At 55.9% G+C, this 25,153-nt stretch carries 28 protein-coding genes and 1 pseudogene; 9 read left to right on the top strand and 20 right to left on the bottom strand.

Annotation, left to right across the window (positions count from 1 at the left end; translation table 11 throughout):
* Positions 1-30: 30 nt before the first annotated feature.
* On the top strand, positions 31-1,731 hold the full coding sequence (dgcQ, locus tag RS584_RS13440; protein ID WP_126340344.1) for a cellulose biosynthesis regulator diguanylate cyclase DgcQ: 1,701 nt from the start codon (positions 31-33) through the stop codon (positions 1,729-1,731).
* On the opposite strand, the gene RS584_RS13435 is transcribed toward dgcQ, so the two are convergent.
* Together RS584_RS13435 and yodD are read right to left on the bottom strand one after the other, a co-directional pair.
* Entirely contained in the window at positions 1,716-2,516 is an 801-nt protein-coding gene (locus tag RS584_RS13435) for a mannosyl-3-phosphoglycerate phosphatase-related protein (protein ID WP_315748032.1), read from the bottom strand. The genes dgcQ and RS584_RS13435 overlap by 16 nt on opposite strands.
* A gap of 294 nt (positions 2,517-2,810) precedes the next feature.
* Positions 2,811-3,038 (bottom strand): YodD family peroxide/acid resistance protein, encoded by a 228-nt coding sequence (gene yodD, locus RS584_RS13430; protein WP_017383339.1) that lies wholly within the window; start codon positions 3,036-3,038, stop codon positions 2,811-2,813.
* 128 nt (positions 3,039-3,166) lie between these two features.
* On the opposite strand from yodD, the gene dsrB reads away from it, so the two are divergent.
* On the top strand, positions 3,167-3,355 hold the full coding sequence (gene dsrB, locus RS584_RS13425; protein WP_003859583.1) for a protein DsrB: 189 nt from the start codon (positions 3,167-3,169) through the stop codon (positions 3,353-3,355).
* Positions 3,356-3,454: 99 nt separating this feature from the next.
* Here the strand turns inward: dsrB and rcsA are convergent, their stop codons facing one another.
* The 14 genes and pseudogenes from rcsA to fliF form a co-directional block, all read right to left on the bottom strand.
* Positions 3,455-4,078, bottom strand: coding sequence for a transcriptional regulator RcsA (gene rcsA, locus RS584_RS13420; protein ID WP_003859584.1), 624 nt, complete (start codon positions 4,076-4,078; stop codon positions 3,455-3,457).
* A 290-nt stretch (positions 4,079-4,368) separates the two neighbouring features.
* Positions 4,369-5,161: pseudogene (gene fliR / locus RS584_RS13415) on the bottom strand (flagellar biosynthetic protein FliR); the annotation flags it as partial.
* A 6-nt stretch (positions 5,162-5,167) separates the two neighbouring features.
* Positions 5,168-5,437: a flagellar biosynthesis protein FliQ gene (gene fliQ, locus RS584_RS13410; protein WP_003859587.1), complete on the bottom strand. Its 270-nt coding sequence runs from the start codon at positions 5,435-5,437 to the stop codon at positions 5,168-5,170.
* A gap of 10 nt (positions 5,438-5,447) precedes the next feature.
* Positions 5,448-6,185, bottom strand: a complete 738-nt coding sequence (fliP, locus tag RS584_RS13405) for a flagellar type III secretion system pore protein FliP (protein ID WP_015572437.1) — start codon at positions 6,183-6,185, stop codon at positions 5,448-5,450.
* The gene (fliO, locus tag RS584_RS13400) at positions 6,185-6,559 is read right to left on the bottom strand and encodes a flagellar biosynthetic protein FliO (RefSeq protein ID WP_015572438.1); all 375 of its coding nucleotides are present in this window, start codon (positions 6,557-6,559) and stop codon (positions 6,185-6,187) included. The genes fliP and fliO overlap by 1 nt, the downstream gene beginning before the upstream one ends.
* Positions 6,560-6,561: 2 nt before the next feature.
* On the bottom strand, positions 6,562-6,975 hold the full coding sequence (gene fliN, locus RS584_RS13395) for a flagellar motor switch protein FliN (RefSeq protein WP_315748031.1): 414 nt from the start codon (positions 6,973-6,975) through the stop codon (positions 6,562-6,564).
* A complete protein-coding gene (gene fliM / locus RS584_RS13390; protein ID WP_003859594.1) occupies positions 6,972-7,976 on the bottom strand; it encodes a flagellar motor switch protein FliM in 1,005 nt (334 codons plus the stop codon). Before fliM ends, fliN begins: the two co-directional genes overlap by 4 nt.
* Positions 7,977-7,980: 4 nt before the next feature.
* Positions 7,981-8,451, bottom strand: coding sequence for a flagellar basal body-associated protein FliL (fliL, locus tag RS584_RS13385; protein ID WP_003859598.1), 471 nt, complete (start codon positions 8,449-8,451; stop codon positions 7,981-7,983).
* A 106-nt stretch (positions 8,452-8,557) separates the two neighbouring features.
* Positions 8,558-9,772 (bottom strand): flagellar hook length control protein FliK, encoded by a 1,215-nt coding sequence (gene fliK / locus RS584_RS13380; protein WP_063660084.1) that lies wholly within the window; start codon positions 9,770-9,772, stop codon positions 8,558-8,560.
* Entirely contained in the window at positions 9,769-10,212 is a 444-nt protein-coding gene (fliJ, locus tag RS584_RS13375) for a flagellar export protein FliJ (RefSeq protein ID WP_315748030.1), read from the bottom strand. The genes fliK and fliJ overlap by 4 nt, the downstream gene beginning before the upstream one ends.
* A 21-nt stretch (positions 10,213-10,233) precedes the next feature.
* Positions 10,234-11,604, bottom strand: a complete 1,371-nt coding sequence (gene fliI / locus RS584_RS13370) for a flagellar protein export ATPase FliI (RefSeq protein WP_045338581.1) — start codon at positions 11,602-11,604, stop codon at positions 10,234-10,236.
* Positions 11,604-12,311: a flagellar assembly protein FliH gene (gene fliH / locus RS584_RS13365; protein ID WP_315748029.1), complete on the bottom strand. Its 708-nt coding sequence runs from the start codon at positions 12,309-12,311 to the stop codon at positions 11,604-11,606. Before fliH ends, fliI begins: the two co-directional genes overlap by 1 nt.
* Positions 12,304-13,302: a flagellar motor switch protein FliG gene (gene fliG, locus RS584_RS13360; RefSeq protein WP_003859608.1), complete on the bottom strand. Its 999-nt coding sequence runs from the start codon at positions 13,300-13,302 to the stop codon at positions 12,304-12,306. Before fliG ends, fliH begins: the two co-directional genes overlap by 8 nt.
* A complete protein-coding gene (gene fliF, locus RS584_RS13355; RefSeq protein WP_017383346.1) occupies positions 13,295-14,977 on the bottom strand; it encodes a flagellar basal-body MS-ring/collar protein FliF in 1,683 nt (560 codons plus the stop codon). Before fliF ends, fliG begins: the two co-directional genes overlap by 8 nt.
* Positions 14,978-15,205: 228 nt before the next feature.
* On the opposite strand from fliF, the gene fliE reads away from it, so the two are divergent.
* The gene (gene fliE / locus RS584_RS13350; RefSeq protein WP_047353395.1) at positions 15,206-15,520 is read left to right on the top strand and encodes a flagellar hook-basal body complex protein FliE; all 315 of its coding nucleotides are present in this window, start codon (positions 15,206-15,208) and stop codon (positions 15,518-15,520) included.
* Positions 15,521-15,595: 75 nt separating this feature from the next.
* On the top strand, positions 15,596-16,009 hold the full coding sequence (yedD, locus tag RS584_RS13345; RefSeq protein ID WP_003859613.1) for a lipoprotein YedD: 414 nt from the start codon (positions 15,596-15,598) through the stop codon (positions 16,007-16,009).
* Between the two features lie 506 nt (positions 16,010-16,515).
* Here the strand turns inward: yedD and amyA are convergent.
* From amyA to fliD, 4 genes are all read right to left on the bottom strand, one after another.
* The gene (gene amyA, locus RS584_RS13340; protein WP_003859614.1) at positions 16,516-18,003 is read right to left on the bottom strand and encodes an alpha-amylase; all 1,488 of its coding nucleotides are present in this window, start codon (positions 18,001-18,003) and stop codon (positions 16,516-16,518) included.
* A gap of 98 nt (positions 18,004-18,101) precedes the next feature.
* Positions 18,102-18,473, bottom strand: coding sequence for a flagella biosynthesis regulatory protein FliT (gene fliT, locus RS584_RS13335; protein ID WP_006811148.1), 372 nt, complete (start codon positions 18,471-18,473; stop codon positions 18,102-18,104).
* A complete protein-coding gene (gene fliS / locus RS584_RS13330) occupies positions 18,473-18,883 on the bottom strand; it encodes a flagellar export chaperone FliS (RefSeq protein WP_003859616.1) in 411 nt (136 codons plus the stop codon). The genes fliT and fliS overlap by 1 nt, the downstream gene beginning before the upstream one ends.
* A 30-nt stretch (positions 18,884-18,913) precedes the next feature.
* Positions 18,914-20,326 (bottom strand): flagellar filament capping protein FliD, encoded by a 1,413-nt coding sequence (gene fliD / locus RS584_RS13325; protein ID WP_017693218.1) that lies wholly within the window; start codon positions 20,324-20,326, stop codon positions 18,914-18,916.
* 269 nt (positions 20,327-20,595) lie between these two features.
* Between fliD and RS584_RS13320 the strand changes: the two genes are divergently transcribed.
* From RS584_RS13320 to dcyD, 5 genes are all read left to right on the top strand, one after another.
* Entirely contained in the window at positions 20,596-21,687 is a 1,092-nt protein-coding gene (locus RS584_RS13320) for a FliC/FljB family flagellin (RefSeq protein ID WP_109937510.1), read from the top strand.
* 163 nt (positions 21,688-21,850) lie between these two features.
* Complete coding sequence (locus RS584_RS13315) at positions 21,851-22,570, top strand: RNA polymerase sigma factor FliA (RefSeq protein ID WP_003859623.1); 720 nt, start codon at positions 21,851-21,853, stop codon at positions 22,568-22,570.
* 54 nt (positions 22,571-22,624) lie between these two features.
* The gene (gene fliZ / locus RS584_RS13310; RefSeq protein WP_015570235.1) at positions 22,625-23,176 is read left to right on the top strand and encodes a flagella biosynthesis regulatory protein FliZ; all 552 of its coding nucleotides are present in this window, start codon (positions 22,625-22,627) and stop codon (positions 23,174-23,176) included.
* An 86-nt stretch (positions 23,177-23,262) separates the two neighbouring features.
* The gene (tcyJ, locus tag RS584_RS13305; RefSeq protein WP_003859627.1) at positions 23,263-24,063 is read left to right on the top strand and encodes a cystine ABC transporter substrate-binding protein; all 801 of its coding nucleotides are present in this window, start codon (positions 23,263-23,265) and stop codon (positions 24,061-24,063) included.
* Positions 24,064-24,165: 102 nt separating this feature from the next.
* Positions 24,166-25,152 carry a D-cysteine desulfhydrase gene (gene dcyD, locus RS584_RS13300; protein ID WP_315748028.1) on the top strand — a complete coding sequence of 329 codons (987 nt, stop codon included), beginning with the start codon at positions 24,166-24,168 and terminating at the stop codon, positions 25,150-25,152.
* The last annotated feature ends 1 nt before the right edge of the window (position 25,153 follow it).

The raw sequence follows: 25,153 nt of genomic DNA, 5'->3' as shown, positions 1-25,153 counted from the left end.
CGGATGGTGAGCGACAATCAGGGAGTGTGTGTGCAGCACGATACCTTTGTTGTAAAACAATCTTTTTTGCAGTGGCTGCATAAGCGTAGCAATCCCCGTTTGATTGTTAACTTCTGTTTTATCGTTGTCCTGATCTTTTCCACCCTCCTGACCTGGCGCGAAGTTGTGGTACTGGAAGATGCTTATATCTCCAGCCAGCGTAACCATCTGGAAACGGTTGCCAGTGCGCTGGACAGACAGCTTCAGTTCAGCGTCGATAAGTTATTGTTTTTTCGCCACAGCATGCGTGATGCCCTGGAAACGCCGCTGGCGTTTGGCGTGCTGCATGATGCGGTAAAGCGTTTTGCGCATTTGCGCACGTCCCCCAGCTGGCAAATTGCGGTTGATAAACAGCGCACGTTACCGATCAACGGTGTTTCGGATGCCTTCGTTGAAAAGACGACCCTTCTGAACCGTGATGATGAGTACCTTAATAATGAACTGTCCGCCGCGCTTGAAGTGGGGTATTTGCTGCGTCTGGCATCCAGCCCTTCCCGCAACGAAGAGCGCGTGATTTATGTCTCTCGCGCCGGATTCTTTCTGGAAACGGATACGCCGGGAAATTCCAGCGATATCGTGCAGCGCTATTACCACCTGGTCACTCAGCCCTGGTTTACCCAACAGTCCGAGCGTGAAAACCGTGCGCGTGCCGTGCGCTGGTTTATCTCGCCGCCTTCCACCTTTGTCGGCAAAAAGCCGCTGATCACCGCCAGCGTGCCGGTTTATTACAATCACGTCTGGTATGGCGTGGTGGCGATGGATTTCACCTTTGCCACCCTGCGTCGCCTGCTGGTGGAAGCCGTGGGCGATAACCCGGAAGGGGAATACCAACTGTATGACAGTCGGCTTACCCAGCTTGCAACGTCTGAATCACCGGCTGCGGACGTTAATCATTTTGACGCGCGCGAATTAGCGCAGATAGCGCACGCGATAGAATCGGATTCTGAAGGCGGCATTCGCCTGGGGAGTCGTTTTGTCAGCTGGGAGCGTCTCGACCATTTTGATGGCATCGTCCTGCGCGTGCACACCCTGGACGAAGGGGTGCGCGGTGATTTCGGCAGCATCAGCATTGTGCTGGCATTGCTTTGGGCGCTGTTCACCGCGATGCTGCTCATCTCATGGCTGGTGATCCGGCGCATGGTCAGTAATATGTATTCGATGCAGAACTCGCTGCAATGGCAGGCCTGGCACGACCCTCTGACCCGGCTGAATAATCGTGGGTCGCTGTTCGAGCAGGCGAAAATGCTGGCGAAGCAGTGTGAACAGCAGTCGCTGCCTTTCTCGGTCATTCAGATCGATCTTGATTGCTTCAAGAGCATCAATGATCGGTTCGGGCATCAGGCGGGTGATAAGGTGTTGTCCCATGCCGCGGGTCTGATTGCCAGCACCCTCCGGACTAAAGATATTGCCGGACGCGTCGGGGGCGAAGAGTTCTGTGTGGTGCTGCCGGGCATGACGCTTGAAGAGGCGGCGGAAGTCGCAGAGCAGATCCGCGAGCGTATCGACAGCAAAGAGATCCTGATTAAGAAAAGTACCACCCTGCGCGTAAGTGCGTCGTTTGGCGTCTCTGGCGCGCAGGAGAAGGGCAATTATCACTTCGAAAATCTGCAATCCACCGCCGATGCGCGTCTGTATGAGGCGAAACAGCGCGGGCGTAACCAGGTCATCTGGCAGGATCACGTCAAAAAGTAATCAAGCCCCTCGCACCAGCCGGTCGGCCCGGTGTGCTGAGTGTGATAAACCCGGGCGGGATCGTTGTTCTTAAGGCTGATACCCTCCCGGTTGAAGCCTTTCACCACGACGGCAAAGCCTACGCTGTCCAGCAGCGGGGCATCATTGGGGCCGTCGCCCAGGCCCAGCGTCGTCGGTTCGGAACCCTCGTGCAGGCGATACTGTTCCACAAGCCAGTGAACCGCCACGTCTTTGCCGCAGCAGGTGTCCAGGATATGCCAGAAGCGTGCTCCCTGGACGATCTTCAGCCCCTGCCGGGCGAGTTCGGCGGCAAAGCGTTCCATTTGTTCATCACTGTCACGCCAGATCAGCGTCACGGAAGCCTCGTGTTTACGCGCAAACACCGAGCGGGGACGGCTCAGCCCGGTCCATTCGGCGACCACGCGCTCGTCCACGTCATCGAAGGTGGTGAATTTCAGATGCATCTCCTGGCGTACCCGGGCAATACACTGCCGGATATCGTCATGCTTCTTTTCTGAGATGAACCGTGCGGCGTTTTCCCACCGTACGTCAGGCTGGATCACCGCGCCGTTTTCCGCAATATAGGGCAACCCGCCAAGCCCCAGCTCCTGCTGGATGTCATCCATCTCGGACGCGGTTTTGCTGCTACACAGAATGACCGGTACCTGTTCATCCATTAACTTTTCCAGCCAGGGGGCCGCAGGCTGCCAGTCGAGTGTGTGAAAATCCAACAGCGTGCCGTCGAGGTCGGTAAAAACAAGCAGAGTCTCCTCAAACGAAGGCATAACGTCTCCCGGGTGATGATTTCACCTAAGATAAATCTTAAAAAAACAGGCATTGACGCGCCGTTGAAGTGGAAACGATCCCGACAAACCCACAGGCGGCGCATGTTTATACTCATAACCAAAATTCACATGTATAAAATATAATATTCGCTAAGAGAATATATGCTTGTAAGACTATTCCGTTGGGGATAATGTCTTACCTGCATCAGATTTCCTGGTGTAACGAATTTACAAGTGCTTCTTGCATAAGCAAGTTTGATCCCGGTCATCCCCATGACCGGGATTTTTTTCGCCTTAGCGGTTCGTCTCCGAGACGCTAAAGTCATGGATATCCAGCTCGAATGCTTCAGCCAGTTCACGGTAGGTATGGTAATCCCTACCATTGACCACGACACGGTCGGAATTATCCTCCGCGCGATGAACTTCGGACTCACTGATTTCATTGATGGCGGCAAGCAGGGCATCGACATCCACTTCAACCTCACGCTTAATGGTGTCGCTGTACTCTTTGTCGGTCTTCATGGCGGGTTCCTCATTTAATCGTCTCAACAGTTAAGTATAGACCGCACACAAAAACGCCATTCGCGCCAGGTGGCGATGCCAGGCAATGCAATTTGTTCTACACTGGCTCAAAACCACAGGAGGAATGTATGAAGGTCAACGATCGGGTAACCGTCAAAACGGACGGTGGGCCGCGCCGCCCGGGCGTGGTGCTGGCTATAGAAGAATTTAATGAAGGCACAATGTATCTGGTGTCGCTGGAAGATTACCCGCTCGGCATCTGGTTCTTCAACGAACTGGGGCACCCGGATGGGATCTTTGTGGAAACGGCGGAATAGGGCGGCGTCGGGGGCGTCTTCTCCCCGGCTCCGGCTACTGAAAAGCAAAATCTCTGGCCAGGCCAGAGATCAAGGTAGGGTACAACATGGCCGTGCAAATTAGCGCATATTAACGAAAATCCCATTCGTCACATTATCTGTCAGGCGTACGACATGGTATATGACTTGCTTATTATGCGTTTTAATTTTCCTTTTAATATTTCCTTTGTGTGACGATACTGTTTTTGCCTTGATATTCATCTGATCTGAGATCTGAATTGTCCCTTGTCCAGCCATCCACATTCTTAGCATACTTGATTCAGTTCTGCTTAATGATAGGGTGGGTAAGTTAATCGCCCCTACATTCTTAACTTCTTTATTCAAATAATCGCCCAGGATATCATCAAGCGACTCTGGTTTAATCGATTTCGAACTGATTAATAAGTTTTTACGCACCAACAAATACTCATCGAAATGAATATTGGCGATCGCCATAAAAACAATAAACAGGGTCTTAGGATGCTGATTAATGATCTGCTTAATGTGCTGACTGTTAGCGGGGTCGTGAATGAAACAGTCCTCATTAATAAACACCACGCCGGGCTTGTGGGCGTCACAAGCGGCTGCGAGTTCTTCAACGGTGTGTGCATCGTTGATGTCTCTCTTTCTTACCCCTCTGCTTGCTAAATACCCGGTTAACCCTAGCCGGGTGTAGCTGCATAAATCCATAATGATCGTTGACATGGCATACCCTCACTCAATGCGTAACGATAATTCACCACCTGCCTGAGAGCTCATAAACAGCCATACGGGATGGAAAAAATCTAATAAAACCTGTGAGCATGACAAAGACTTTCAGGCGAACTCACTATCCCGTAAAGTTACGTATAATTTGCCAGGAATCATCTTAAAGTAAAGTAAATATTAAGTATTGTGAGGTGGTTAGAAACATTTAAACCGCGTCAGATATATCCTGGTAGATGTTTTTCGAGATTATTTTTAGGAATATCCTCAGAAAGACATTGCAAACACTGCGGGTTATTATTTGCGTGGAAGTTCGCTGACAATATCCGCTAACAGATTGAATATCTCGCTGAATAAATGCTCGCAGAAGGGGGCTATAAGTGGCATCAATAATGACATTAATAAAAGGCCAACCGTCAAAGTCACCGGAAAGCCGATGACGAATACCGACAGCTGCGGAGCCATTCGGTTGAGTAAACCTAATGCGAGGTTAACGGTGAGCAGCAGGGTAATGATCGGCAGCGCCAGCATCAGCCCGTTGAGGAAGATCAGCCCGGCAGCCCGCACCAGCGCCAGAAACGCGTTGCTGTTTACCGGGTTGTCGCCAATCGGCAGCGTGTGGAAGGTGTCCACCAGCATCGAGATGAGCCACAGGTGGCCGTTGAACGAGAGAAACAACAGCATCGCCAGCAGGTCGATAATACGCGCCAGCACGGGCATATTCAGATGGCTGCCCGGGTCAACGAACGTCGCGAAAGACAGGCCCATCTGCAAACCGATAAGTTCACCCGCCGTTCGTACCGCGGCGAAGGCGAGCTGCATCGTAAACCCGACCGCCACGCCAATCATCACCTGTTGCAGGGCAATCCAGATCGCATTCGGGGAAAAGATCGGGATATCCACCGCTGGCAGGGTAGGGGCAACGATAATCGTGATAACGATGCCCAGCCCAATTTTGACGCGTTTAGGCACCGACTTTTCACTGAGTATGGGGGCGGTGGAGATCAGCGCCATGATGCGCAGCATCGGCCAGAAATAGATCCCGAGCCACTGAACAAACTGATCGCTGGTGAAATGCAGCATCGTCCGTCAGCCGATGATGTAAGGCAGATTGGTGAACAGGTTGCGCATATAGTCCAGCAGCAAATTGAGCATCCATGGCCCGGCAACGATAATCGCCACGAAGACGGCAATGATCTTCGGGATGAACGACAGGGTCATTTCGTTAATCTGCGTGGCGGCCTGGAGAATACTGATAATCAGACCGGTGACCAGCGCAACCAGCAGCAGGGGCGCGGCGACGGCAATCGCGACTTTCATCGCCTCCGTGCCCATCATCATGACCGACTCAGGCGTCATTGCGCGCTCCTCAACTGTAGAAACTCTGCGCCAGCGAGCTGACCAGCAGCTGCCAGCCGTCGACCAGCACGAACAGCATGATCTTAAAGGGCAGGGCAATGGTTGCGGGTGGGACCATCATCATCCCGAGCGCCATCAGGACGCTGGCGATCACCAGGTCAATAATCAGGAACGGAATGAAAATGGTGAAGCCAATCTGGAACGCCGTTTTCAGCTCACTGGTCACATACGCCGGGAGCAGAATGCGCATCGGCACCGCTTCCGGCCCCTGTAACTCACCGGTGTTAGCGAGACGGGCAAACAGGGCCAGATCCGCTTCGCGCGTCTGGCGAAGCATAAATTCACGTAATGGCTGTGCCCCCTTTTCCAGGGCAACCTGCATGGAAATTTTATCTTCGCTGAACGGCTGGTAGGCCTCGGTGTAAATCTTGTCGATCACCGGCGACATAATGAAAAAAGTCAGGAACAGGGCTAAACCCAGCAGCACCTGATTAGGCGGCGCGGACGGCGTGCCGAGCGCGTTGCGCAGCAGGCCAAACACAATGATGATGCGGGTGAAGCTGGTCATCATCAGCAGGATCGCCGGGATAAAGGTCAGCGAGGTAATGAACACCAGCGTCTGCACGGACAGGGACCAGCTTTGTCCCCCGTTCGCCAGCGGCGTGGAAACCAGCCCCGGCAGTTGCGCATACACAGAGGGCGCGAACAGGCCCAGGCCTGTCAGCGTAAGGAATAACAAACGGCGCATCAGGATCTCCCGGGACGCTTGAGCAAACTCTTCATTACGGACTGGAAATCCGCAGGGGCCTGGGCGTTAGCCTCCACCGTGACAGGCGCAGGGGGGAGCGTGTGAAGGACGTTAATGCTGGAGGCGGTCACGCCCAGCACCAGTCGTGCATCTTCCACCTCCACAATGACCACGCGCTCGCGCGGTCCTAGCGGGGTGCTGGCGCTGACCTTCAACCCGCGGGTACCGGCCGTTTTCCCCGCCAGACCGAAACGCTTTGCCAGCCAGGCGGCGATAAGGATAAAGGCAATAATACCGAACAGCGCGCCGCTCACCTGGAGCAGCGGTGAGCCGGGTACGGCGGAGGGCGCGGACAGTGTTGCCTGGGTTTTCATACTTAACGACTCAGACGACGCATGCGTTCGGAAGGGGTAATGATGTCGGTGATACGTACGCCGTATTTATCGGCCACCACCACTACTTCGCCCTGTGCAATCAGGTAGCCGTTGATCAGAATATCCAGCGGCTCACCCGCTAAACCGTCAAGCGCCACCACGGAACCCTGCGTCAGGCGCAGCAGCTCTTTAATGGTCATGCGGGTGCGACCCAGCTCAACGGTCAGCTTGACCGGAATGTCCATAATCAGGTCGATGTCCTGCAACGTGCCGCTGACTTCGCCGCCGCCTAACTGCTGAAAGACCGCGTCTGCCGCGCTTTTCGTCGGCGTCGTTTTCTGCTCGTTTAACGCGTCAGCCCACAGATCGTCCAGTGCTCCGCTGTTTTCATCGGACGGATTGTTCATGTCACTCATTTGGGCTGTTCCTCATTCAGCGAATTCAAAATCGGGTTGATCAAGTGCTCAACGCGTAACGCATACTGGCCGTTAATCGTGCCGTACTGGCTTGTCAGCACGGGTACGCCATCCACATGGGCAATAATGCGGTCGGGTTTATCTATCGGCAAAACGTCGCCGGGTTGTAATTTCAGGATCTGCGATAACCGCATGGAGATGTCGGCGAAGTTGGCTACCAGCTCCAGCTGTGAATGCTGCACCTGACGCACCAGGTTTTCACGCCAGTTCTGATCTTCGTGACGCGAGTTCTCCAGCGGCGGGTTCACCAGCAGTTCGCGCAGCGGTTCAATCATGCTGAACGGCAGACAGATGTTGAACTCGCCCGTCAGGTTGCCGATCTCGACGTGGAACGGGGTGTTCACGACGATGTCATTCGGGGAGGTGGTGATGTTGGTAAACTTCACCTGCATCTCGGAACGCACGTACTCCACTTCCAGCGGGTTAATCGCTTTCCACGCGTCGCTGTAGGATTCCAGCGCCAGCTTCAGCATGCGGTTAATCACACGCTGTTCGGTATGGGTAAACTCGCGGCCTTCCACTTTGGTCGGGAAACGGCCATCGCCACCGAACAGGTTATCCACCGCGATGAACACCAGGCTTGGCGAGAACACAACCAGACCGGTACCGCGCAGCGGTTTCAGATGGATCAGGTTAAGGTTGGTTGGCACCGGCAGGTTGCGGGCAAACTCATGATACGGCTGAATGCGGATCGCACCGACGGTGATATCCGGGCTACGACGCAGCAGGTTAAACAACCCCATACGGAACTGACGTGCGAAACGTTCGTTGATGATCTCCAGCGCCTGTAAACGCTCGCGCACCACGCGACGCTGGGTATTGGGATCGTAGGGACGAATATTATCGTCGCCGGTCAGACCCGGCTTCGGTTCGTCACTTTTATCGCTGTCGCCGTTGAGCAGCGCATCGATTTCTGCCTGAGAAAGAATACTGTCGCCCATGTCGTTACCGCAGAATGAAGGCTGTATACAGAACGTCAGTGACTTCCTGCTTAGGTTGGCCGTTTACCAGCGGGGTCGCCAGCGTCTGTTTAATGGCATCGACCAGCTTTTGCTTGCCCACATCGGTGGCGAGCGCTGAGGCATCCTGACGAGAAAACAGCAGCAGCAGACGGCTACGCACTTCTGGCAGGTAGTCGTTCAGGCGTGCACGGGTCGCTTCATCTTTCAGACGCAGCGTAATACCCACGTAAAGCACGCGATCCGCATCGCCCAGGTTCACGGTGAACGTATCCAGCGGGTAGAAGACCGGCGCCGGTGGAGGCGGCGCTTCAGCTTTGGCGGCCGCGCTGGAGGGTTCCTGCTGCATACGCCAGTAACTGTAGCCTGCGGTGGCGCAGGCCGCGAGGGTAATCAACACCAGCAGCGGGATCCAGATGGAACGCTTGCTTTTTTTGGTGATAGCGGAGTCTGTCATCTGATACGAGCTTCCTGTTTCGGTACAGCTTAATACGGTGATTATCCCGTGTCCGGCTTAGGTCAAAGCGTGGAAAAGACGGGGATAATCACGTTACCTCTGGCGTTTAGGCAAAGATGTCTACGGCACGGCTGCCGCGCGCGGCGGATTGCAGGGCGGCAGGGGCAGGCAATAACTCTTCACTCTCATCGTTAAACCCGCCATGCTGGCCGGAACGCGAAGTGTGCTGTTGCTGCCCGGATGAGGACTGCTGTTGCCCGGCAAAGCCCTCGCTGCTGACGCTGCTTTGGGAAAGCTGAATGCCGTTTTCCGCAAGCTGCGTGCGCAGGATCGGCAGGGCCGCTTCCAGCGCCGCGCGGACGTGGCTGTGGGGCGAAACCATCTGCAACTGCGCCTGGTTGTCATCCAGCTTAAGCGAAATTTGCACCTGACCCAGATCCTCCGGGTGCAGACGCAGCTCTGCGGTCTGCTGTCCCTGCTTTGTGAACAGGGTGATGTGCTGGCTCAGATTCTGCTGCCATTCGTGCGTGCCCAGCGGCTGGCTTAACACCGGCGCTGTCGCAACGGTAGCGGCAGGCTGTGAAGGCGCCAGGTGACTGACGATCGGGGCCAGCGTCGCGGTTGGGCTGGCGGCAGACGACGCCGCGCTCGCTACGTCCTGCTTCTCTGCGACGGCGGCGACGGCTGGCGTAACGGCTGCCGTGGCGGGCAGCGACGTGTCGCTGTCCTGAACCGGCATTTTTTCCTGACCCGTTAACGCATGGCTAAGCGGCTGATGCTGGCCGTTGTCCGTCTGGGCTAGCGCAGAGGGGAGGGCGGCACGGGGGGCGATCTCCCCGGTGCTCGCAGGCTGCGTCGCGACCGGGATGGTGGTCTGCTGGTGCGGTAACATCGCCATCAGCGCGCTTAACCCGGCCAGCTCCTCTTCTTCAGTCGTGGTCTCGCTGTTTGTTTTCGCCTCCGGCTGGGTCAGCGCCTTCAGCGCATCCGTATTCGCGGCGGGTTTCAGGCCGGAGACGAGGCTTTGCAGGGAGACGGCGGTATCTTCACCAGTCAGGGTCTCCTGACGGGAGAGCAGCTCGGCGATTTTGGCCTGGAGCGTGGTATCACCGTTTTTTTCCTTTGCCGCTGTCGACAGCTTGCTGCCCGCCGCTTTCAGGTCCGCCAGCGTCAGCGGGGCATCTTTGCCTTTGCCGGTGGTTTCGGTCAACGCGCCCGCCAGCAGAGAGAGAAAATCTTGCGCGCCCTCAGCGCCTTTCCCGGTCAGCGTGCCGCCGGACGGGTCGCTGTCGGTCATCAGCAGTTGTTGCAGTGTGATCATTCTGGTTTCCTCATTGATGCGCGCTGGGCAAACTCATCCATTTTTTTCTGATCCAGACGGTTTTCCGCCAGGGTCGAGGCTGCAATCTGCCGGTCCTGTAAGGTTTGCCAGGCCTGCAACCGCTGTTTTTTCTCGCGCCAGAAATTCAGCGCGGTATCGACTTTTTGCGTCCACTGGTTGAGCTGCTGGCGATGCTGCTCAATCGCCTTTTCCAGCGTCTGGATAAACTGCTGATAGTTAATCCAGCGCTGGCTACCAATGCCCTGCGTCATGTCGGTGTTAAGGTTGGTGCGATATTCATGCTGATAGTCGATTAACATCTTCAACTGTTCTTCAGCCTGCTGGCACCCGCGTCGCATTGCGCCAAGCTGCAATGCGGCATCATCAACTTCTTTTTCAGCCAGATCTTTCAGCGTTGATAACGTGCTGTTCTGCGCCATGACCTTCGCCCTCCACCTGTGTTACACCTGCGGGAAAATCAGCTCCAGTGCCTGGAGGGAATCTTCCCAGTCGGCGCGTTCAAAAATACCCTGTTGCAGAAATGCCTCCAGCTGCGGCCACAGGGCAATCGCTTTATCGAGCATCGGGTCGCTGCCTTTGGCGTACGCCCCGACGCTCACCAGATCGCGGTTGCGCTGGAAGCTGGAGAGCAGTTGTTTGAAGTTACGCACGCGGGCGTAGTGTTGCTCGGTGATCAGGGCCGTCATCGCACGGCTGATCGACGCTTCAATATCAATGGCCGGGTAGTGCCCGGCTTCGGCCAGACGGCGCGACAGCACGATATGGCCGTCGAGGATCGCGCGCGCGGAGTCGGCAATCGGGTCCTGCTGGTCATCGCCTTCGGTCAGTACCGTATAGAACGCGGTGATGGAGCCTCCGCCGCTGATGCCGTTCCCCGCGCGCTCAACCAACGCCGGGAGCTTGGCGAAGACCGACGGCGGGTAGCCTTTGGTCGCGGGCGGCTCGCCGATGGCCAGCGCAATCTCACGCTGCGCCATCGCGTAGCGGGTCAGGGAGTCCATAATCAGCAGCACGTGCTGGCCCCGGTCGCGGAAATCTTCCGCAATACGCGTGGCGTAGGCGGCACCCTGCATACGCAGCAGCGGCGACACGTCCGCAGGCGCGGCGATCACCACCGAGCGGGCGCGGCCCTCCGCACCCAGAATGTTTTCGATGAAATCTTTGACTTCGCGACCACGCTCACCAATCAGGCCAACCACGATAACGTCCGCCTGGGTATAACGCGCCATCATGCCGAGCAGGACCGATTTACCCACGCCGGAGCCGGCAAACAGCCCCATACGCTGGCCGCGTCCCACGGTGAGCAGGGCGTTAATCGGCCGCACGCCGGTATCCAGTACGTGCTCGATTGGCGTGCGTTGCAGCGGGTTGAAGGGTTGGGTGATCAGCGCGCCGGTTTCGTTGGTATCAGGGGAGGGCAGGCCATCGAGCGGTTTGCCGCTTCCGTCCAGCACGCGGCCCAGCAGCGCCGGACCGAGCGGGAGCTGTTTGCCGCTTTGCAGGCCGTCACCGCTGATGTTTTTCGCGTAGACGCGGGCGCCGGGCAAAATCCCTTCCACTTCTTCAAGGGGCATCAGAAACAGGCGCTGACCGTTGAACCCGACCACTTCGCTTTCCACTTCACGCGTCTCCCCCCCGTCCTGACGCTCAATCACGCAGGTGGCGCCGAGCGGAAGTTGCAGCCCCGTGGCTTCCAGGACCAGACCGGTGGCGCGCGTCAGGCGTCCATAACGACGAACGGATGGCAGCTGCGCCATCTTCGTTTCAAAATTATCGAGCGTGTTAAGCCAGCGCGTAAGGCGAGCGGTCATCAGACGACTCCCGGTGCCGCCAGGCGGCACAGTTCCTGCCAGCGGGTCGCGACGCTGGCATCCAGATCGCCCTCATCCGCCGAGACCTTACAGCCTCCGTGATGGAGCGACGGATCGCCGCGCAGCCGCCAGCCGTGCAGGCTCAGCGTCGCGCCGAGGCTCTCTTCCACGCGCTGCAAATCATCAGGATGAACGCGCAGCTGCGGTTTGCCGCTGAACAGCGGCTCCTGCTGGAGCAGGGCCTGGATCTGCTTAATCAGCGCGGCGTTATCCACTACCGGCGTCTGGCCGATCACCTGACGGGCCGCCTCCAGCGCCATCTGCATCAGGCGCGAGGCAATCACGCTGTCGAGCGCATCCAGCGTGTGCTGAAACTCGCTCACCAGCTGCTGCATGCGGGCATGCAGCGGCGCCTGCTGCTGGCGCGCCTGCTCGATGCCCTGCTCTAAACCTTTCGCCAGCCCTTCCTGATAACCCTGTGCGTGCCCGGTCTGACGGCCTTCGTTCATCCCGGCGTTGAAGCCCTGCTCGTGCGCCTGCATTTGCATCTGGGCCAGCATCTGGGCGCGCTGTTCCTCTTCACTCAGCTCGGGGATGCCCGCCCCGGCGTCGCCCTCGTCGGACGACACAACGGCAGGGGTGAACTCTGCGGTGGGAGAGGAGAGGTCGTCAGGCGTCCAGCGCTTCCACGACAGTTCATCAGACATAGGTGTCGTCTCCGCTGCCTATCACCATCTCGCCGGTTTCTGCCAGACGACGAACAATAAGCAGGATCGCTTTCTGTTCGTTTTCCACCTGAGACAAACGCACCGGGCCACGGTTGGCCAGGTCGTCGCGCAGGATATCGGCCGCACGCTGGGACATGTTGCGCAGGAATTTCTCGCGCAGCGGCTGCTCGGCGCCTTTGAGGGCGATAAGCAGCGATTCGGAGTCCACCTCCTGAAGCAGGCGCTGGATACTGCGGTCGTCCACTTCGACCAGGTTTTCGAACAGGAACATCTCGTCGATAATTTTCTGCGCCAGCTCGCCGTCGAACTCGCGTACCGCCGTAATAACCGCCTCTTCCTGCTGCGTTTTCATCAGGTTGATGATTTCCGCTGCCGTTCTCACGCCGCCCATTTTGCTGCGCTTGAGGTTCTGGCCGTCGAGCAGGTTGTTCAGCACTTCGGTCAGCTCCGCCAGCGCGGCTGGCTGGACGCCGCCGAAGGTGGCGATACGCAGCATCACGTCGTGGCGCAGGCGCTCGTCAAACAGCGCCAGAATATCGGCCGCCTGACCCCGTTTGAGGTGGACCAGAATGGTGGCGATAATCTGCGGGTGCTCGTCGCGAATAAGATCGGCGGCGCTTTGCGGCTCCATAAAGTTGAGCGTTTCGATCCCGCTGGCGGTGTCGCGCGTTTCGAGAATATCTTCCAGCAGGCTGGCGGCGCGCTCTTCGCCCAGCGCCTTAACCAGCACGGAGCGCAGGTATTCGTTGGCGTTGACGTTGAGTGCGGCAAACTGCTCGGCTTCCTGCTCAAACTCCGCCAGCACTTCTGTCAGCTGCTTGTTGGAGATCTGGCGCACGTTGGCCATCGCCGCGCTGAGGATCTGCACTTCTCGCTGGGAGAGGTGTTTAAACACTTCCGCCGCGCGATCTTCGCCAATGGTCATCAGCAGGATGACGCTCTTATCGGTGCCTGTAAGCGTATTACTCATGTTCGTTACCCATCCAACCACGGATGACCAGCGCGACGACGCGCGGATCGTTATCTGACATTTCGCGAATGCGCTGGCTCATCACCTCTGCGCCCATACGCTGGTTAGCACGGCGCTGCTGCATCTGTTCATCTTTGCTGAGACGCACTTCAACCGCTTCTTCCTCGTCCGGACGCGCGTTCTTCTGTTCCAGCGCGGCTTTCTCGGCTTCAGCACGGCGCTGTAGCTGAGGACGAACGCCCTTACGCCACAGCAGCCACGCGACAATCAGCACCAGCAGCCAGCGACCTGCGGACATCAGCTGATCGAAGAACGCCTGCTGTTGCCAGAACGGCAGTTCGCCACCGGTCTCATCCACCGGGTTGAACGGTGAGTTCACAACGTTGAGGGTATCGCCACGTTTTTCAGAGAAGCCCATCGCTTCGCGGGTTAAATCTTCGATCTGCTTCATCTGCTCCGCCGTGAGCGGCAGCGGTTTACCGTCCGGCAGCGTTTTGTAGTTCACCACCACGGCAACAGAGAGACGCTGAATATCGCCCGTGTTCAGTTTGGTATGGCGGATAGTCCGGTCGACTTCGTAGTTGGTCGTTTCGTTACGGCTGCTGTTACGCGGGCCGGTACTGTTCGCGGTCGAGGTCGTCTGCTGATTCGTTTGCTGACCGTTCTGCGGGTTTGCCGGCGGGGTGGAGATTGGCGCGGCGTTGGCAGGCGCAGGCTGGTTAGAGAGCGCGCCCGGCACACCGCCAGGATACTGGCCGCCGACCTGTTCCGTCTCATTGATCTGACGCGAGCGTAACACGGCGCGGGAGGCATCCCCGTTCGGGGCGTACTGCTCTTCGGTCTGTTCTTTATTCGAGAAATCAATCTGCGCGGTGACCTGCGCGTGTACGTTGCTGCTGCCGACCACCGGGCCCAGAATCGCTTCGATGCGACGCTGGAGACGGCCTTCCACATCCGCGGCGTATTTCAGCTGAGCGTCGTTGAGATCGCGCCCGGCGGTGTTGGACTGCGTCAGCAGATGACCACTCTGATCCACCAGCGTAACGTTACCCGGCGGCAGGCCGGCCACCGCACTGGAGACCAGGTGCGTGACGGCGCTGATCTGCCCTTCATCCAGCGCACGGCCAGGTTCGAGGTTAACGGTCACAGAGGCAGAAGGGGACTTTTGTTCGCGGACAAACAGGGACGGCTTAGGCATCGCCAGGTGCACACGGGCACTTTTCACCGGGCCTAAGGTTTCAATCGTACGGGCCAGCTCACCCTCCAGCGCGCGCTGGTAGTTAACCTGCTCGCTGAACTGACTGATGCCGAATTTTTCCTGATCCAGCAGCTCAAACCCAACCGCGCCGCCTTTTGGCAGCCCCTGCTGGGCGAGACGCAGGCGAAGCTCGTGCACTTTATCTGCCGGTACTTCAAGCGCACCGCCGTTATCGGCAAAGCGATACGGGATGTTCATCTGGGTCAGCTGGGTGACGATGGCGCCGCCATCCTGATCGGAAAGGTTGCTGTAGAGCGTGCGGTAATCCGGGCTTTTTGCCCATAAGACCATCGCGACAACGATCGCAATGGCGGCAGCGCCTGCCACAATCAACGGGATCTTAGGGTTGGCGCGAAGGCGGTTCATCCACTCGAGTGATTTATTCTGCGGCGCTGTCGATGCTGCTGTCGCACTCATTGCGCACCTCTTAAATCCTGGTGGTTTACGTTATTCGTGTAGAGAAACAAAACTGACTCCCGGGTCGGCAAACACGACAAAAGTTCCATACTGATGGCCCTGCCATTATTTGATGATTCGGGATTTTCTATGCGTCAAATAACCTGGTTTTTTAACGCTATTTACCGCCATTATCTTATTGACAAGCTGTTAGTCTTGACCTCGTAAAAAACCATCCAGGGGAGAGTCATGGCTATACAGGGCATTGAAGGGGTACTCAGTCAGTTACAGGCAACGGCGATGACCGCCCGTAATCAGAGCGTGGCTGACCAGCCGCCGGGCGTTAGCTTCGCCGGTCAACTGCATGCGGCGCTGGACCGGATCAGCGACAAGCAAAACGCGGCCCGTACCCAGGCTGAGAAATTTACCCTTGGCGAACCCGGCGTGGCGCTCAACGATGTGATGGCCGATCTGCAAAAAGCGTCGGTGTCATTGCAGATGGGGTTGCAGGTGCGTAACAAGCTGGTGTCGGCATACCAGGAAGTGATGGGCATGCAGGTTTAATCAATACCTATCTTACGCTGGCAGCCTGATGGCTTTAATGCCACAATATTTTTTTCTTCGCATGCAGGAAAGATGATGAAAAAAGTAGCAATTGTGGCTGCGATGCTGACGTTAGCGGGATGTGTTCAGGTAGATAACTATCAGGAAGTGATTAAGCACCCGGTACCTTCGCAACTGGCAGGTTACTGGCAGTCGAAAGGGCCGCAGAGCGCGATGGTGAGCCCGGAAGCGATCGCCACGCTGGTGGTGACGCCAGAGGGGGATACGCTGGATTGCCGTCAGTGGCAGCGCGTTATCGCGGTGCCGGGTAAGATCATGCTGCGTTCAGATGATTATTACAACGTGACGCGTAAGCTGGATGTCTATCCGCTGGAGCGTGATGGAGCGGCGCTGGAGTATGACGGTATGGAACTGTACAAGGTTGACCGTCCAACGGTGGAATGCGCAGATTACCTGAGCAAGAATCCGCTGGAGAGTAAGCTTCCGTAACCGTTTTAGGTTTTGCGCCCTCTACCCGTGGTCTGAGGGATCTCCACAAAATAATGCCTTCACCGTTGGCCCCCTCTCCCTTGAGGGAGAGGGCTGGGGTGAGGGGGAACATACGGCTCTGGTGGTCATTCCGTTCACTTTATGTTCCTTGCTACTCTGTAGCGACATGAGCGGTGAACGTGCCAGGGTGGCTCAGTCGCCACCACCCTGGCGACCCGGGCTCCCGGCGGAAAATCGCCGCTTCGCGGTACCCTCAGCTTTTTCCTTCAGGCTATCGGGCCGGGCATGAGCCTGCATCCATGCAGGCCACGCCCTCTCGGCGCTTCCCTGCGCCTCGCCCCGGCCTTACGGAAACGCTTCGGCGATTTACAGCCGGACCAGGGCATCGCTGAAAGCCCTCAGTTATTATGAAGGCAACATTATTGCTTCTGCTTTCGAATTACTGGGGATATCTCTCCCTGCGGGAAAGGGTCGGGGTGAGGGCATCAGACCGCACTGTACCAGCACTACAGCGCGTCCTCAATCACCCAGACGCTGACGCTTCCCCCGTTACAGAAGAACGTCCCTTCGCCATCCGCCGCCGTGGTCACGGTTTCCTCGCGGTTGCCTAAAAAATCACGCCAGGTCTTATTGCCGTAATTCTCCCCGAGGCAGATGGTCTTCTCGCCGTCATCACCATTCGACAGCACCACCACACAGCCCGGGTGCTCCTCAGTCCCGCTGCGGCTGAACGCAATGCAGTTTGGATGATCGAAAAACAGCGTCTGCACGCCGTGGGCAAAACGCTGCCGGGCGAGGATCAGCTCGTGGAGCTGTTCAATCACCGGCATATCGATGTGATACGTCTCGCCATCCCCGCCGGTGTCGTCATAGCTGGCGCCAAAAAGATCCGGATAGAATACGCTCGGCACGCCGTTTTCACGCAGCAGGATGAGCGCGTAGGCCAGCGGTTTGAACCAGGCTTCAACCGGGGCTTCCAGCGCCTGCAAGGGTTGGGTATCGTGGTTGGCTACCAGCGTCACGGCATGGAACGGATCGGCTTCCACCAGCGTACCGGTGAAAATCTGGCTCATATCGTAGTCGCGTCCCTGGCGTGAGGCTTCGTGAAATTTCATTTGCAGTGGCGCATCAAACAGCATGGTTTTACCGTCCACCTGATTGATGTAGTGCTGCAATTTATCCACTTCGTGAGACCAGTATTCCGCCACGATAAACAGCGGCTGCGGGGCCACCTCCTGGACGTGCTCAATCCACTCTTTATAGAACCAGGCCGGGATGTGTTTTACCGCGTCCAGGCGGAAGCCGTCGCAGTGGGTTTGCTCCATCACCCAGCGCGCCCAGTATTTGATCTCCTCCGTCACCGCGTGGTTGCGAAAATCAATGTTTTCACCCATCAGGTAATCGAAATTGCCCATTTCGTCGTCGACCTGATCGTTCCAGCCTTCGCCGGTGTAGTCGTTCACGATTTTGAAGATACCGTCCTCATTGGGGTTTTCAATGTGGTCGATACCGCTGAAGCATTTGTAATCCCAGATGAACTGCGAATACTGCCCGGCCCGAACGGGGAAGGTGTAACGCGTCCAGGCTTCGCATTCGATGATCTCATCGCTGATTTGGGTGCGATCCTGAGCATCCACGCGCTGCACGCGGACGGGTTCCTTTTCATCGGCCCCCATTTTATGGTTGACCACCACGTCCAGAAGCACCGCAATCTGGTTGCTTTTTAAGGCGTTGATGGCCTCCAGCAGCTGGGCTTTATCGCCGTATTTGGTGGCGACGCTGCCTTTCTGGTCAAACTCACCGAGGTCGAAAAGGTCATAAGAGTCATACCCGACGGAATAGCCGCCGGATGCCCCTTTGTATGCCGGCGGTAACCAGACCATATTGATGCCGATTTCGTTCAGGTTGGGGGCTAATGCCGTGACTTCTCGCCACAGTTCACCGCCGGTGGGGTAGTACCAGTGAAAACATTGTAAAAGTGTTGGGTTGCGCATGCACCATCTCCATGAGGTCGCGAAACTCAAGTATGGAGCAGGTTTGGCAGAAATGCCTGGCGAACGCAACGGTTAACGCTCGAACGCCAGTTAAATGGCTAATTAATATCGCTATTACTTTGCGGAACCAGGACATGACCGCCCTGGTTACCGTAGGTGGAGAGAACGGTTTTCTGGATGGAGGATTGCCCAACCAGCTTCGCCAGTTCATCCATTCTGGCTTGCAGCAACGTTTTTACCTGGCCTTCGTTGTCCAGGATCACCCGCAGCGTCGGGCGAAGCTGCTCCTGAATCTGCATCGAAGGTTCACTTTCCTGAGTGAGACGAGCCAGTGAGTGCACCGCATTAACATAGTCGGTTTCACAGATGATCAGATCATCCCATAGTCCCTGCCGGGCCAGTCGCAACATCAACTGGCTCTGCTCAAGGAGTTGCTGATAAAGGGCATAAAGTTGCGGTGCGTTACTCATTAGACGGCGTCCTGCATCAGTTGTGGCGTACCGGCAACCTCCTTCCACCCGTCAGCGATATTGCGCAGCAAGTTTTCCACCTCTTCGATGGCGCTGGCGTCGTTATTCACGTTGGCGTGCAGGAGGCGACGTACCATATAGGCATAAAGGGCAATCAGGTTTTGCGTAAGCTCATCACCGTTATTTTCCACCAGGCCAACCTTCAGCCCGTTTTCGATAATGTTGATGGCTTTTGAGAGCGCCAGCCCTTTTGCCGGGATATTACCGTCTGCCAGGAACAGACGCGCGCGTACCAGCGCGCTGAGGGCTCCATCAAATAGCATGATAACCAGCTGCTGCTGGCTGGCGCTCATCACCGCGCTTTCAACTTCTATCTTTGCGTAGGCTTGCGTGCCTTTTGCGCCGTACATGTTATCCCCCTCGGGTCTGATTAGCGTTTACTACTTGTTGCTGGACGTATTTTCGAACTGCTGCGTCAGGTAGCTGCTGGTGTTGTTCAGCGAGGTCATCAGTACGTCCAGCTGGGTAAACTGGGCTTTGTACTGCGCCACTCTCGCGTCAATACGTTCGCTCACGGCGTTATATTGATCCGTTAACTTATTCAGCGTTTTGCTGACGCCATCTTTGGCCGCCTGGATAATGCCTTTACTGGAAAGCCAGTCAGTCAGATGGGTGGCCATGGTGGTAGTGATCCCGGTGGTTTTACCGTCACCCACAACCAAATCTTTCACGGCAGACGGGTTATCCGTCAGCGCTTTTTTCAGCTTGTCGCTGTCCAGCTCCAGCTTGCCCGTGCTTGGATCGGAGGTAATGCCGACCTGAGACAGCGTTTTATAGGCGGTTCCGCCGACGGAGTTGCCCAGCATGGTTTTCAACTGCGTCTGGATAGTACGCAGCGTACTGTCTCCGAGCAGGGCACCGTTGCTGGAATCCTGCGCATCTGTACCCGCATCAACCGCCGTATATTTGGTTAATGATGCAAAGCTGTCCTGAAGGGTGTTGTAGGCATCCACCCAGGCTTTCATCGCCGTTTCCGCTTTCGATGTATCTTTAGCGATCGTCAGCGTCTGGTTACCGGTGGTGACATCGTTCAGGTTCAGGGTGATATCTTCCAGCGCATCGCTGATGGTGTTGCTGCTATTTTCGATATCGACGTTATTCACCTTCAGCTTGGCGTTCTGCGCGGTGACGCTTTCTGTCATGCCGTTGCTGGCGTCGGTGCTGGTGCCGTTGTAACCCATAAAGGATTGCAGGGCGCTGTCGCCGCTCACGCTGATGCTGACCGCGTTGTCCGCCCCGGTTTCGGTGGAGGTGATGGACAGACGGTACTGACCATTACCGACGTTAATAATACTGGCGGTCACGCCGGCGTCAGCTTTGTTAATCGCATCGCGAATGCCGGTCAGCGAGGAGTTTGCCGCGCTGATATCGACGGTCACCGGATCTTTACCGTTACCGGCGGTAAAGGTGATCTTGCTGTCAGCCGTGGCAATGGCCGTTTTGGTATCCGGCTGCGCGTTTTTGGTCGTCAGGGTTTGCGCCTGCGCCAGCTGCGACACGCTGATGGTGTATTTACCGGCAATCGCGCTGCCGGTAGTGGTGGCGCTGAATGCCGTGGTACTGCTCGACGTGCTGGTCGCTGTAAACAGGTCGGCTTTATTCAGCGCGGTGTTGGCGGTCTGAAACGCTTCCAGTGAACTTTTCAACGTGCCGTAAGCGCTCAGCTTGGCGGTATACGATGTCTGTTGTTTGGAAATTGGCGTCAGCTGTGCTTTTTCGGCCGTGGTCAGACTATCCAGAATGTCTGCTAACTTAAGACCCGAACCAATCCCCAATGATGAAATACTTGCCATATTTATTCCTTAATCTATCGACACGTAGAACGAATAGTGGGGTTATCGGCCTTAATGGGGGAAAGTTTACGGTTAATTTCTTTTTTTTAATGGCGGGAATAACGGTAATAGAGAAGAGCTTTTCCGTGGCTAAAAAAATTAACGCGATCCTGAAAAAATATCTAAAGGTTGGTTTGGACCAGACGATAACACCTTTGACGGCGATGAAGCCGAAGGGTGGAAACCCAAATCTAACCAAACAGATTTGATGAACAACAGGAATCGAAATCATGGCACAAGTCATTAATACCAACAGCCTCTCGCTGATCACTCAGAACAACATCAACAAGAACCAGTCCGCTCTGTCTTCTTCTATCGAGCGTCTGTCTTCTGGTCTGCGTATCAACAGCGCGAAAGATGACGCTGCGGGCCAGGCTATCGCTAACCGCTTCACCTCTAACATCAAAGGTCTGACTCAGGCTGCACGTAACGCTAACGACGGTATCTCTCTGGCGCAGACCACTGAAGGCGCGCTGTCTGAAATCAACAACAACCTTCAGCGTGTTCGTGAACTGACCGTTCAGGCTTCGACTGGAACTAACTCTGAATCCGACCTGTCTTCTATTCAGGATGAAATCACCTCCCGTCTGGCTGAAATTGACCGTGTGTCACAACAGACTCAGTTTAACGGCGTGAACGTGCTGTCTAAAACCGGGGAAATGAAAATTCAGGTAGGTGCTAACGACGGTCAGACCATCACTATCAACCTGAAAGAAATCAATTCAACTAAATTGGGCCTAAATGACTTCAACGTTACCAGTGGTTTCACTGCGGTTGGCTCAAATGTAACAGGTAAAGATGGTACTGATGACGTAACAGTTGCTAGCGCAGACATTAAAGATACTTCTGGCAACGCTGTTGACTTGTATACTTATGAAGATAAAAACGGTGCTACTCAGTACGCGACTAAGGATGCAGATGGTAACTACACTAAGGCAACCGTTGCATTCACTAAAGGTGATGCCACTGCCACACCAGCTACTGTAGACAAAGCTGTAGTAACGACCACTACTGATGCTGTGGATGATAATTCTGTCACCAAAACAGCCAGCCCTCTGGCCGCGCTGGACTCTGCAATCGCATCAGTAGACGAATTCCGCTCTTCTCTGGGTGCGGTACAGAACCGTCTGAGCTCTGCGGTAACCAACCTGAACAACACCACCACCAACCTGTCTGAAGCGCAGTCCCGTATTCAGGACGCCGACTATGCGACCGAAGTGTCCAACATGTCTAAAGCGCAAATCATCCAGCAGGCCGGTAACTCCGTGCTGTCCAAAGCTAACCAGGTTCCTCAGCAGGTTCTGTCTCTGCTGCAAGGCTAATCGCCGGATTAAGCTCAAACCCCGCTTCGGCGGGGTTTTTTCTGTCCGCATTTACGCGTAACCCCCCAAATAACCCCTCATTTCACCCACTATTCACCCGATTAAAACCCCTCCAGAATCGGATAATCATGCCGATAACTCAACTAACGCAGGGCTGTTTATCGTGAATTCACTCTATACCGCTGAAGGTGTAATGGATAAACACTCGCTGTGGCAGCGTTATGTTCCGCTGGTGCGTCACGAAGCATTGCGCCTCCAGGTGCGTTTGCCGGCGAGCGTGGAACTAGACGATCTGCTACAGGCGGGCGGTATCGGGTTATTGAATGCAGTTGACCGGTACGACGCTCTGCAAGGAACGGCATTTACGACTTACGCAGTGCAGCGTATTCGTGGTGCGATGCTGGACGAGCTGCGCAGCCGCGACTGGGTGCCGCGCAGCGTTCGCCGCAACGCGCGCGAAGTGGCGCATGCGATGGGGCAGTTGGAGCAGGAGCTGGGGCGCAACGCGACGGAAACCGAAGTAGCGGAGCGTCTGGGCATTCCTGTTGAAGAGTATCGCCAGATGTTGCTCGATACCAATAACAGCCAACTCTTCTCTTATGATGAGTGGCGCGAAGAGCATGGCGATAGCATCGAGCTGGTGACGGATGAACATCAGCAAGAAAACCCGTTACACCACTTACTGGAAGGGAATTTACGCCAGCGCGTGATGGAAGCGATTGAAGCTTTACCGGAACGTGAGCAACTGGTGTTAACCCTCTATTACCAGGAAGAGCTCAATCTCAAAGAGATTGGCGCCGTGCTGGAGGTGGGCGAGTCACGGGTGAGCCAGCTGCACAGCCAGGCCATTAAACGCCTGCGCACAAAACTGGGTAAGTTATAGGTGAGTTATTCGCCTTGGAAATGCCGCACAACGTATTGACAACCAGGAGTTATCATGACGGTGCAGCAATCTAAAAGACGGCCTTTAAGCCGCTACCTGAAAGACTTTAAACACAGCCAGACGCATTGCGCCCACTGTAAAAAATTACTCGACCGCATCACGCTGGTTCGTCGCGGTGAAATCGTGAATAAGATTGCGATTTCCCGCCTCGACACGCTGATGGATGAAGCCGCCTGGCTTGAAGAGCAAAAAGAGTGGGTAGCGCTTTGCCGTTTCTGTGGCGATCTCCATTGCAAAGAGCAAAGCGACTTCTTCGATATTATCGGCTTCAAGCAATTCCTGTTTGAACAAACGGAGATGAGTCACGGCACCGTGCGTGAATACGTGGTTCGCCTGCGCCGCCTGGGTCAGCATTTGACCATGCAAAATATCTCCCGCGATCTGCTGACGACCGGATACCTGGATGAAAATCTGGAACCCTGGTTGCCCGCCACCAGTACCAATAATTACCGCATCGCGCTGCGAAAGTACGCGCAATATAAAGTCCAGATGCCGGGCGTCATAAAGCAGAAAGTCCGCGCCGGAACAACTTCTGATATATATTAAAAAAGAATAAGATGTAGCGCAGCCGCCTTTGACGTTGCAGGCGATTTCTCTACACTACTCAAAAATTCCACTGTATCGGGGTACTTATGAAATTAGCACTTCTGGGTCGTCAGGCGCTGATGGGGATGATGGCCGTTGCGCTGGTCGCGGGGATGAGCGTGAAAACGTTCGCGGCAGAGAATCTGCTCAACAAAGTTAAAGAGCGCGGCACGCTGCTGGTTGGGCTGGAAGGAACCTATCCTCCGTTCAGCTTCCAGGGCGACGACGGCAAACTGACCGGTTTTGAAGTGGAGTTTGCGCAGGAGCTGGCGAAACACCTCGGCGTTAAAGCCTCCCTGAAACCCACCAAATGGGACGGGATGTTGGCGTCACTGGATTCCAAACGTATTGACGTGGTGATTAACCAGGTAACCATTTCTGACGAGCGTAAGAAGAAGTATGACTTCTCCACGCCGTACACCGTGTCCGGTATTCAGGCGCTGGTGAAGAAAGGTAACGAAGGCAGCATCAAGTCCGCAGCGGACCTGAAAGGTAAGAAAGTCGGCGTCGGTCTGGGCACCAACTACGAAGAGTGGCTGCGCCAGAACGTGCAGGGCGTGGACATCCGTACCTACGATGATGACCCGACGAAATACCAGGATCTACGCGTAGGCCGTATTGACGCCATTCTGGTTGACCGCCTGGCAGCGCTGGATCTGGTGAAGAAAACCAACAATACCCTGGCTGTCGCGGGTGATGCGTTCTCCCGTCAGGAGTCCGGCGTGGCGGTGCGTAAAGGTAACGAGGATCTGCTGAAAGCCATCGACGGCGCCATTGCTGAGATGCAGAAAGACGGCAGCCTGAAGGCGCTTTCTGAGAAATGGTTCGGCGCAGACGTGACGAAATAAGTCTCTGACTGACAAAAAAGGCGCTTTTAAAAGCGCCTTTTTTATTTCTCGCGCGTCTGCGTGCATAATGAAATAACAATTGTTTGCGTGACCGGAGGAACCATGTCACTACAGAATTTAACGCGCTTTCCCCGTCTGGAATTTATCGGCGCACCCACGCCGCTGGAGTATCTGCCGCGATTTTCTGACTATCTGGGGCGCGATATATTCATTAAGCGTGACGATGTGACGCCCATGGCGATGGGCGGAAATAAGCTGCACAAGCTGGAGTTTCTCGCCGCCGATGCCCTGCGTGAGGGGGCTGACACGTTGATCACCGCCGGGGCAATTCAGTCTAACCACGTTCGCCAGACGGCGGCAGTGGCGGCGAAGCTGGGACTCCACTGCGTAGCCCTGCTGGAGAACCCGATCGGGACGCAGGCAGAGAATTACCTGACTAACGGTAACCGTTTGCTGCTGGATCTGTTCAACGTGCAGGTTGAAATGGTCGACGCGTTGACCGACCCGGCTGCACAGCTCGACGAGCTGGCGACGCGTCTGGAAGCGCAGGGTTTTCGTCCGTACGTGATCCCGGTTGGCGGCTCGAATGCGCTGGGTGCCCTCGGCTATGTTGAGAGCGCGCTGGAAATCGCTCAGCAGTGCGAAGGCGCGGTGAGTTTATCCTCGGTGGTGGTGGCGTCCGGCAGTGCGGGGACCCATGCTGGTTTAGCGGTCGGGCTTGAGCAACTGATGCCGGAGGTCGAGCTGATTGGCGTGACGGTTTCCAGAAGCGTTGCGGACCAGAAGCCGAAAGTCGTCACCCTGCAACAGGCGGTGGCTGAACAGCTTGCGCTTCAGGCGAAGGCGGAAATACTGCTGTGGGATGACTATTTCGCGCCGGGCTATGGCACCCCCAATGATGAAGGGATGGAGGCGGTTAAGCTGCTGGCCCGTCTCGAAGGTATTCTGCTCGACCCGGTCTATACCGGCAAGGCAATGGCGGGCCTGATCGACGGCATCGCCCGCAAGCGCTTTAAGGATGAAGGACCCATTTTGTTTGTTCATACTGGCGGGGCGCCTGCGCTGTTTGCCTATCATCCTCATGTCTAAA

The organism is Enterobacter sp. DTU_2021_1002640_1_SI_PRY_ASU_LCPMC_013 (assembly GCF_032389435.1).
Lineage (GTDB): Bacteria > Pseudomonadota > Gammaproteobacteria > Enterobacterales > Enterobacteriaceae > Enterobacter > Enterobacter hormaechei_C.
The sequence above is the reverse complement of the archived record's forward strand: the minus strand, read 5'-3'. Positions and strand labels throughout refer to the sequence as shown.

Excerpts from the sequence above, each read along its gene's own strand:
- RS584_RS13435 (WP_315748032.1), bottom strand. The coding sequence starts at position 2,516 with ATGCCTTCGTTTGAGGAGACTCTGCTTGTTTTTACCGACCTCGACGGC.
- yodD (WP_017383339.1), bottom strand. The coding sequence starts at position 3,038 with ATGAAGACCGACAAAGAGTACAGCGACACCATTAAGCGTGAGGTTGAA.
- dsrB (WP_003859583.1), top strand. The coding sequence starts at position 3,167 with ATGAAGGTCAACGATCGGGTAACCGTCAAAACGGACGGTGGGCCGCGC.
- rcsA (WP_003859584.1), bottom strand. The coding sequence starts at position 4,078 with ATGTCAACGATCATTATGGATTTATGCAGCTACACCCGGCTAGGGTTA.
- fliQ (WP_003859587.1), bottom strand. The coding sequence starts at position 5,437 with ATGACGCCTGAGTCGGTCATGATGATGGGCACGGAGGCGATGAAAGTC.
- fliP (WP_015572437.1), bottom strand. The coding sequence starts at position 6,185 with ATGCGCCGTTTGTTATTCCTTACGCTGACAGGCCTGGGCCTGTTCGCG.
- fliO (WP_015572438.1), bottom strand. The coding sequence starts at position 6,559 with ATGAAAACCCAGGCAACACTGTCCGCGCCCTCCGCCGTACCCGGCTCA.
- fliN (WP_315748031.1), bottom strand. The coding sequence starts at position 6,975 with ATGAGTGACATGAACAATCCGTCCGATGAAAACAGCGGAGCACTGGAC.
- fliM (WP_003859594.1), bottom strand. The coding sequence starts at position 7,976 with ATGGGCGACAGTATTCTTTCTCAGGCAGAAATCGATGCGCTGCTCAAC.
- fliL (WP_003859598.1), bottom strand. The coding sequence starts at position 8,451 with ATGACAGACTCCGCTATCACCAAAAAAAGCAAGCGTTCCATCTGGATC.
- fliK (WP_063660084.1), bottom strand. The coding sequence starts at position 9,772 with ATGATCACACTGCAACAACTGCTGATGACCGACAGCGACCCGTCCGGC.
- fliJ (WP_315748030.1), bottom strand. The coding sequence starts at position 10,212 with ATGGCGCAGAACAGCACGTTATCAACGCTGAAAGATCTGGCTGAAAAA.
- fliI (WP_045338581.1), bottom strand. The coding sequence starts at position 11,604 with ATGACCGCTCGCCTTACGCGCTGGCTTAACACGCTCGATAATTTTGAA.
- fliH (WP_315748029.1), bottom strand. The coding sequence starts at position 12,311 with ATGTCTGATGAACTGTCGTGGAAGCGCTGGACGCCTGACGACCTCTCC.
- fliG (WP_003859608.1), bottom strand. The coding sequence starts at position 13,302 with ATGAGTAATACGCTTACAGGCACCGATAAGAGCGTCATCCTGCTGATG.
- fliF (WP_017383346.1), bottom strand. The coding sequence starts at position 14,977 with ATGAGTGCGACAGCAGCATCGACAGCGCCGCAGAATAAATCACTCGAG.
- fliE (WP_047353395.1), top strand. The coding sequence starts at position 15,206 with ATGGCTATACAGGGCATTGAAGGGGTACTCAGTCAGTTACAGGCAACG.
- yedD (WP_003859613.1), top strand. The coding sequence starts at position 15,596 with ATGAAAAAAGTAGCAATTGTGGCTGCGATGCTGACGTTAGCGGGATGT.
- amyA (WP_003859614.1), bottom strand. The coding sequence starts at position 18,003 with ATGCGCAACCCAACACTTTTACAATGTTTTCACTGGTACTACCCCACC.
- fliT (WP_006811148.1), bottom strand. The coding sequence starts at position 18,473 with ATGAGTAACGCACCGCAACTTTATGCCCTTTATCAGCAACTCCTTGAG.
- fliS (WP_003859616.1), bottom strand. The coding sequence starts at position 18,883 with ATGTACGGCGCAAAAGGCACGCAAGCCTACGCAAAGATAGAAGTTGAA.
- fliD (WP_017693218.1), bottom strand. The coding sequence starts at position 20,326 with ATGGCAAGTATTTCATCATTGGGGATTGGTTCGGGTCTTAAGTTAGCA.
- RS584_RS13320 (WP_109937510.1), top strand. The coding sequence starts at position 20,596 with ATGGCACAAGTCATTAATACCAACAGCCTCTCGCTGATCACTCAGAAC.
- fliZ (WP_015570235.1), top strand. The coding sequence starts at position 22,625 with ATGACGGTGCAGCAATCTAAAAGACGGCCTTTAAGCCGCTACCTGAAA.
- tcyJ (WP_003859627.1), top strand. The coding sequence starts at position 23,263 with ATGAAATTAGCACTTCTGGGTCGTCAGGCGCTGATGGGGATGATGGCC.
- dcyD (WP_315748028.1), top strand. The coding sequence starts at position 24,166 with ATGTCACTACAGAATTTAACGCGCTTTCCCCGTCTGGAATTTATCGGC.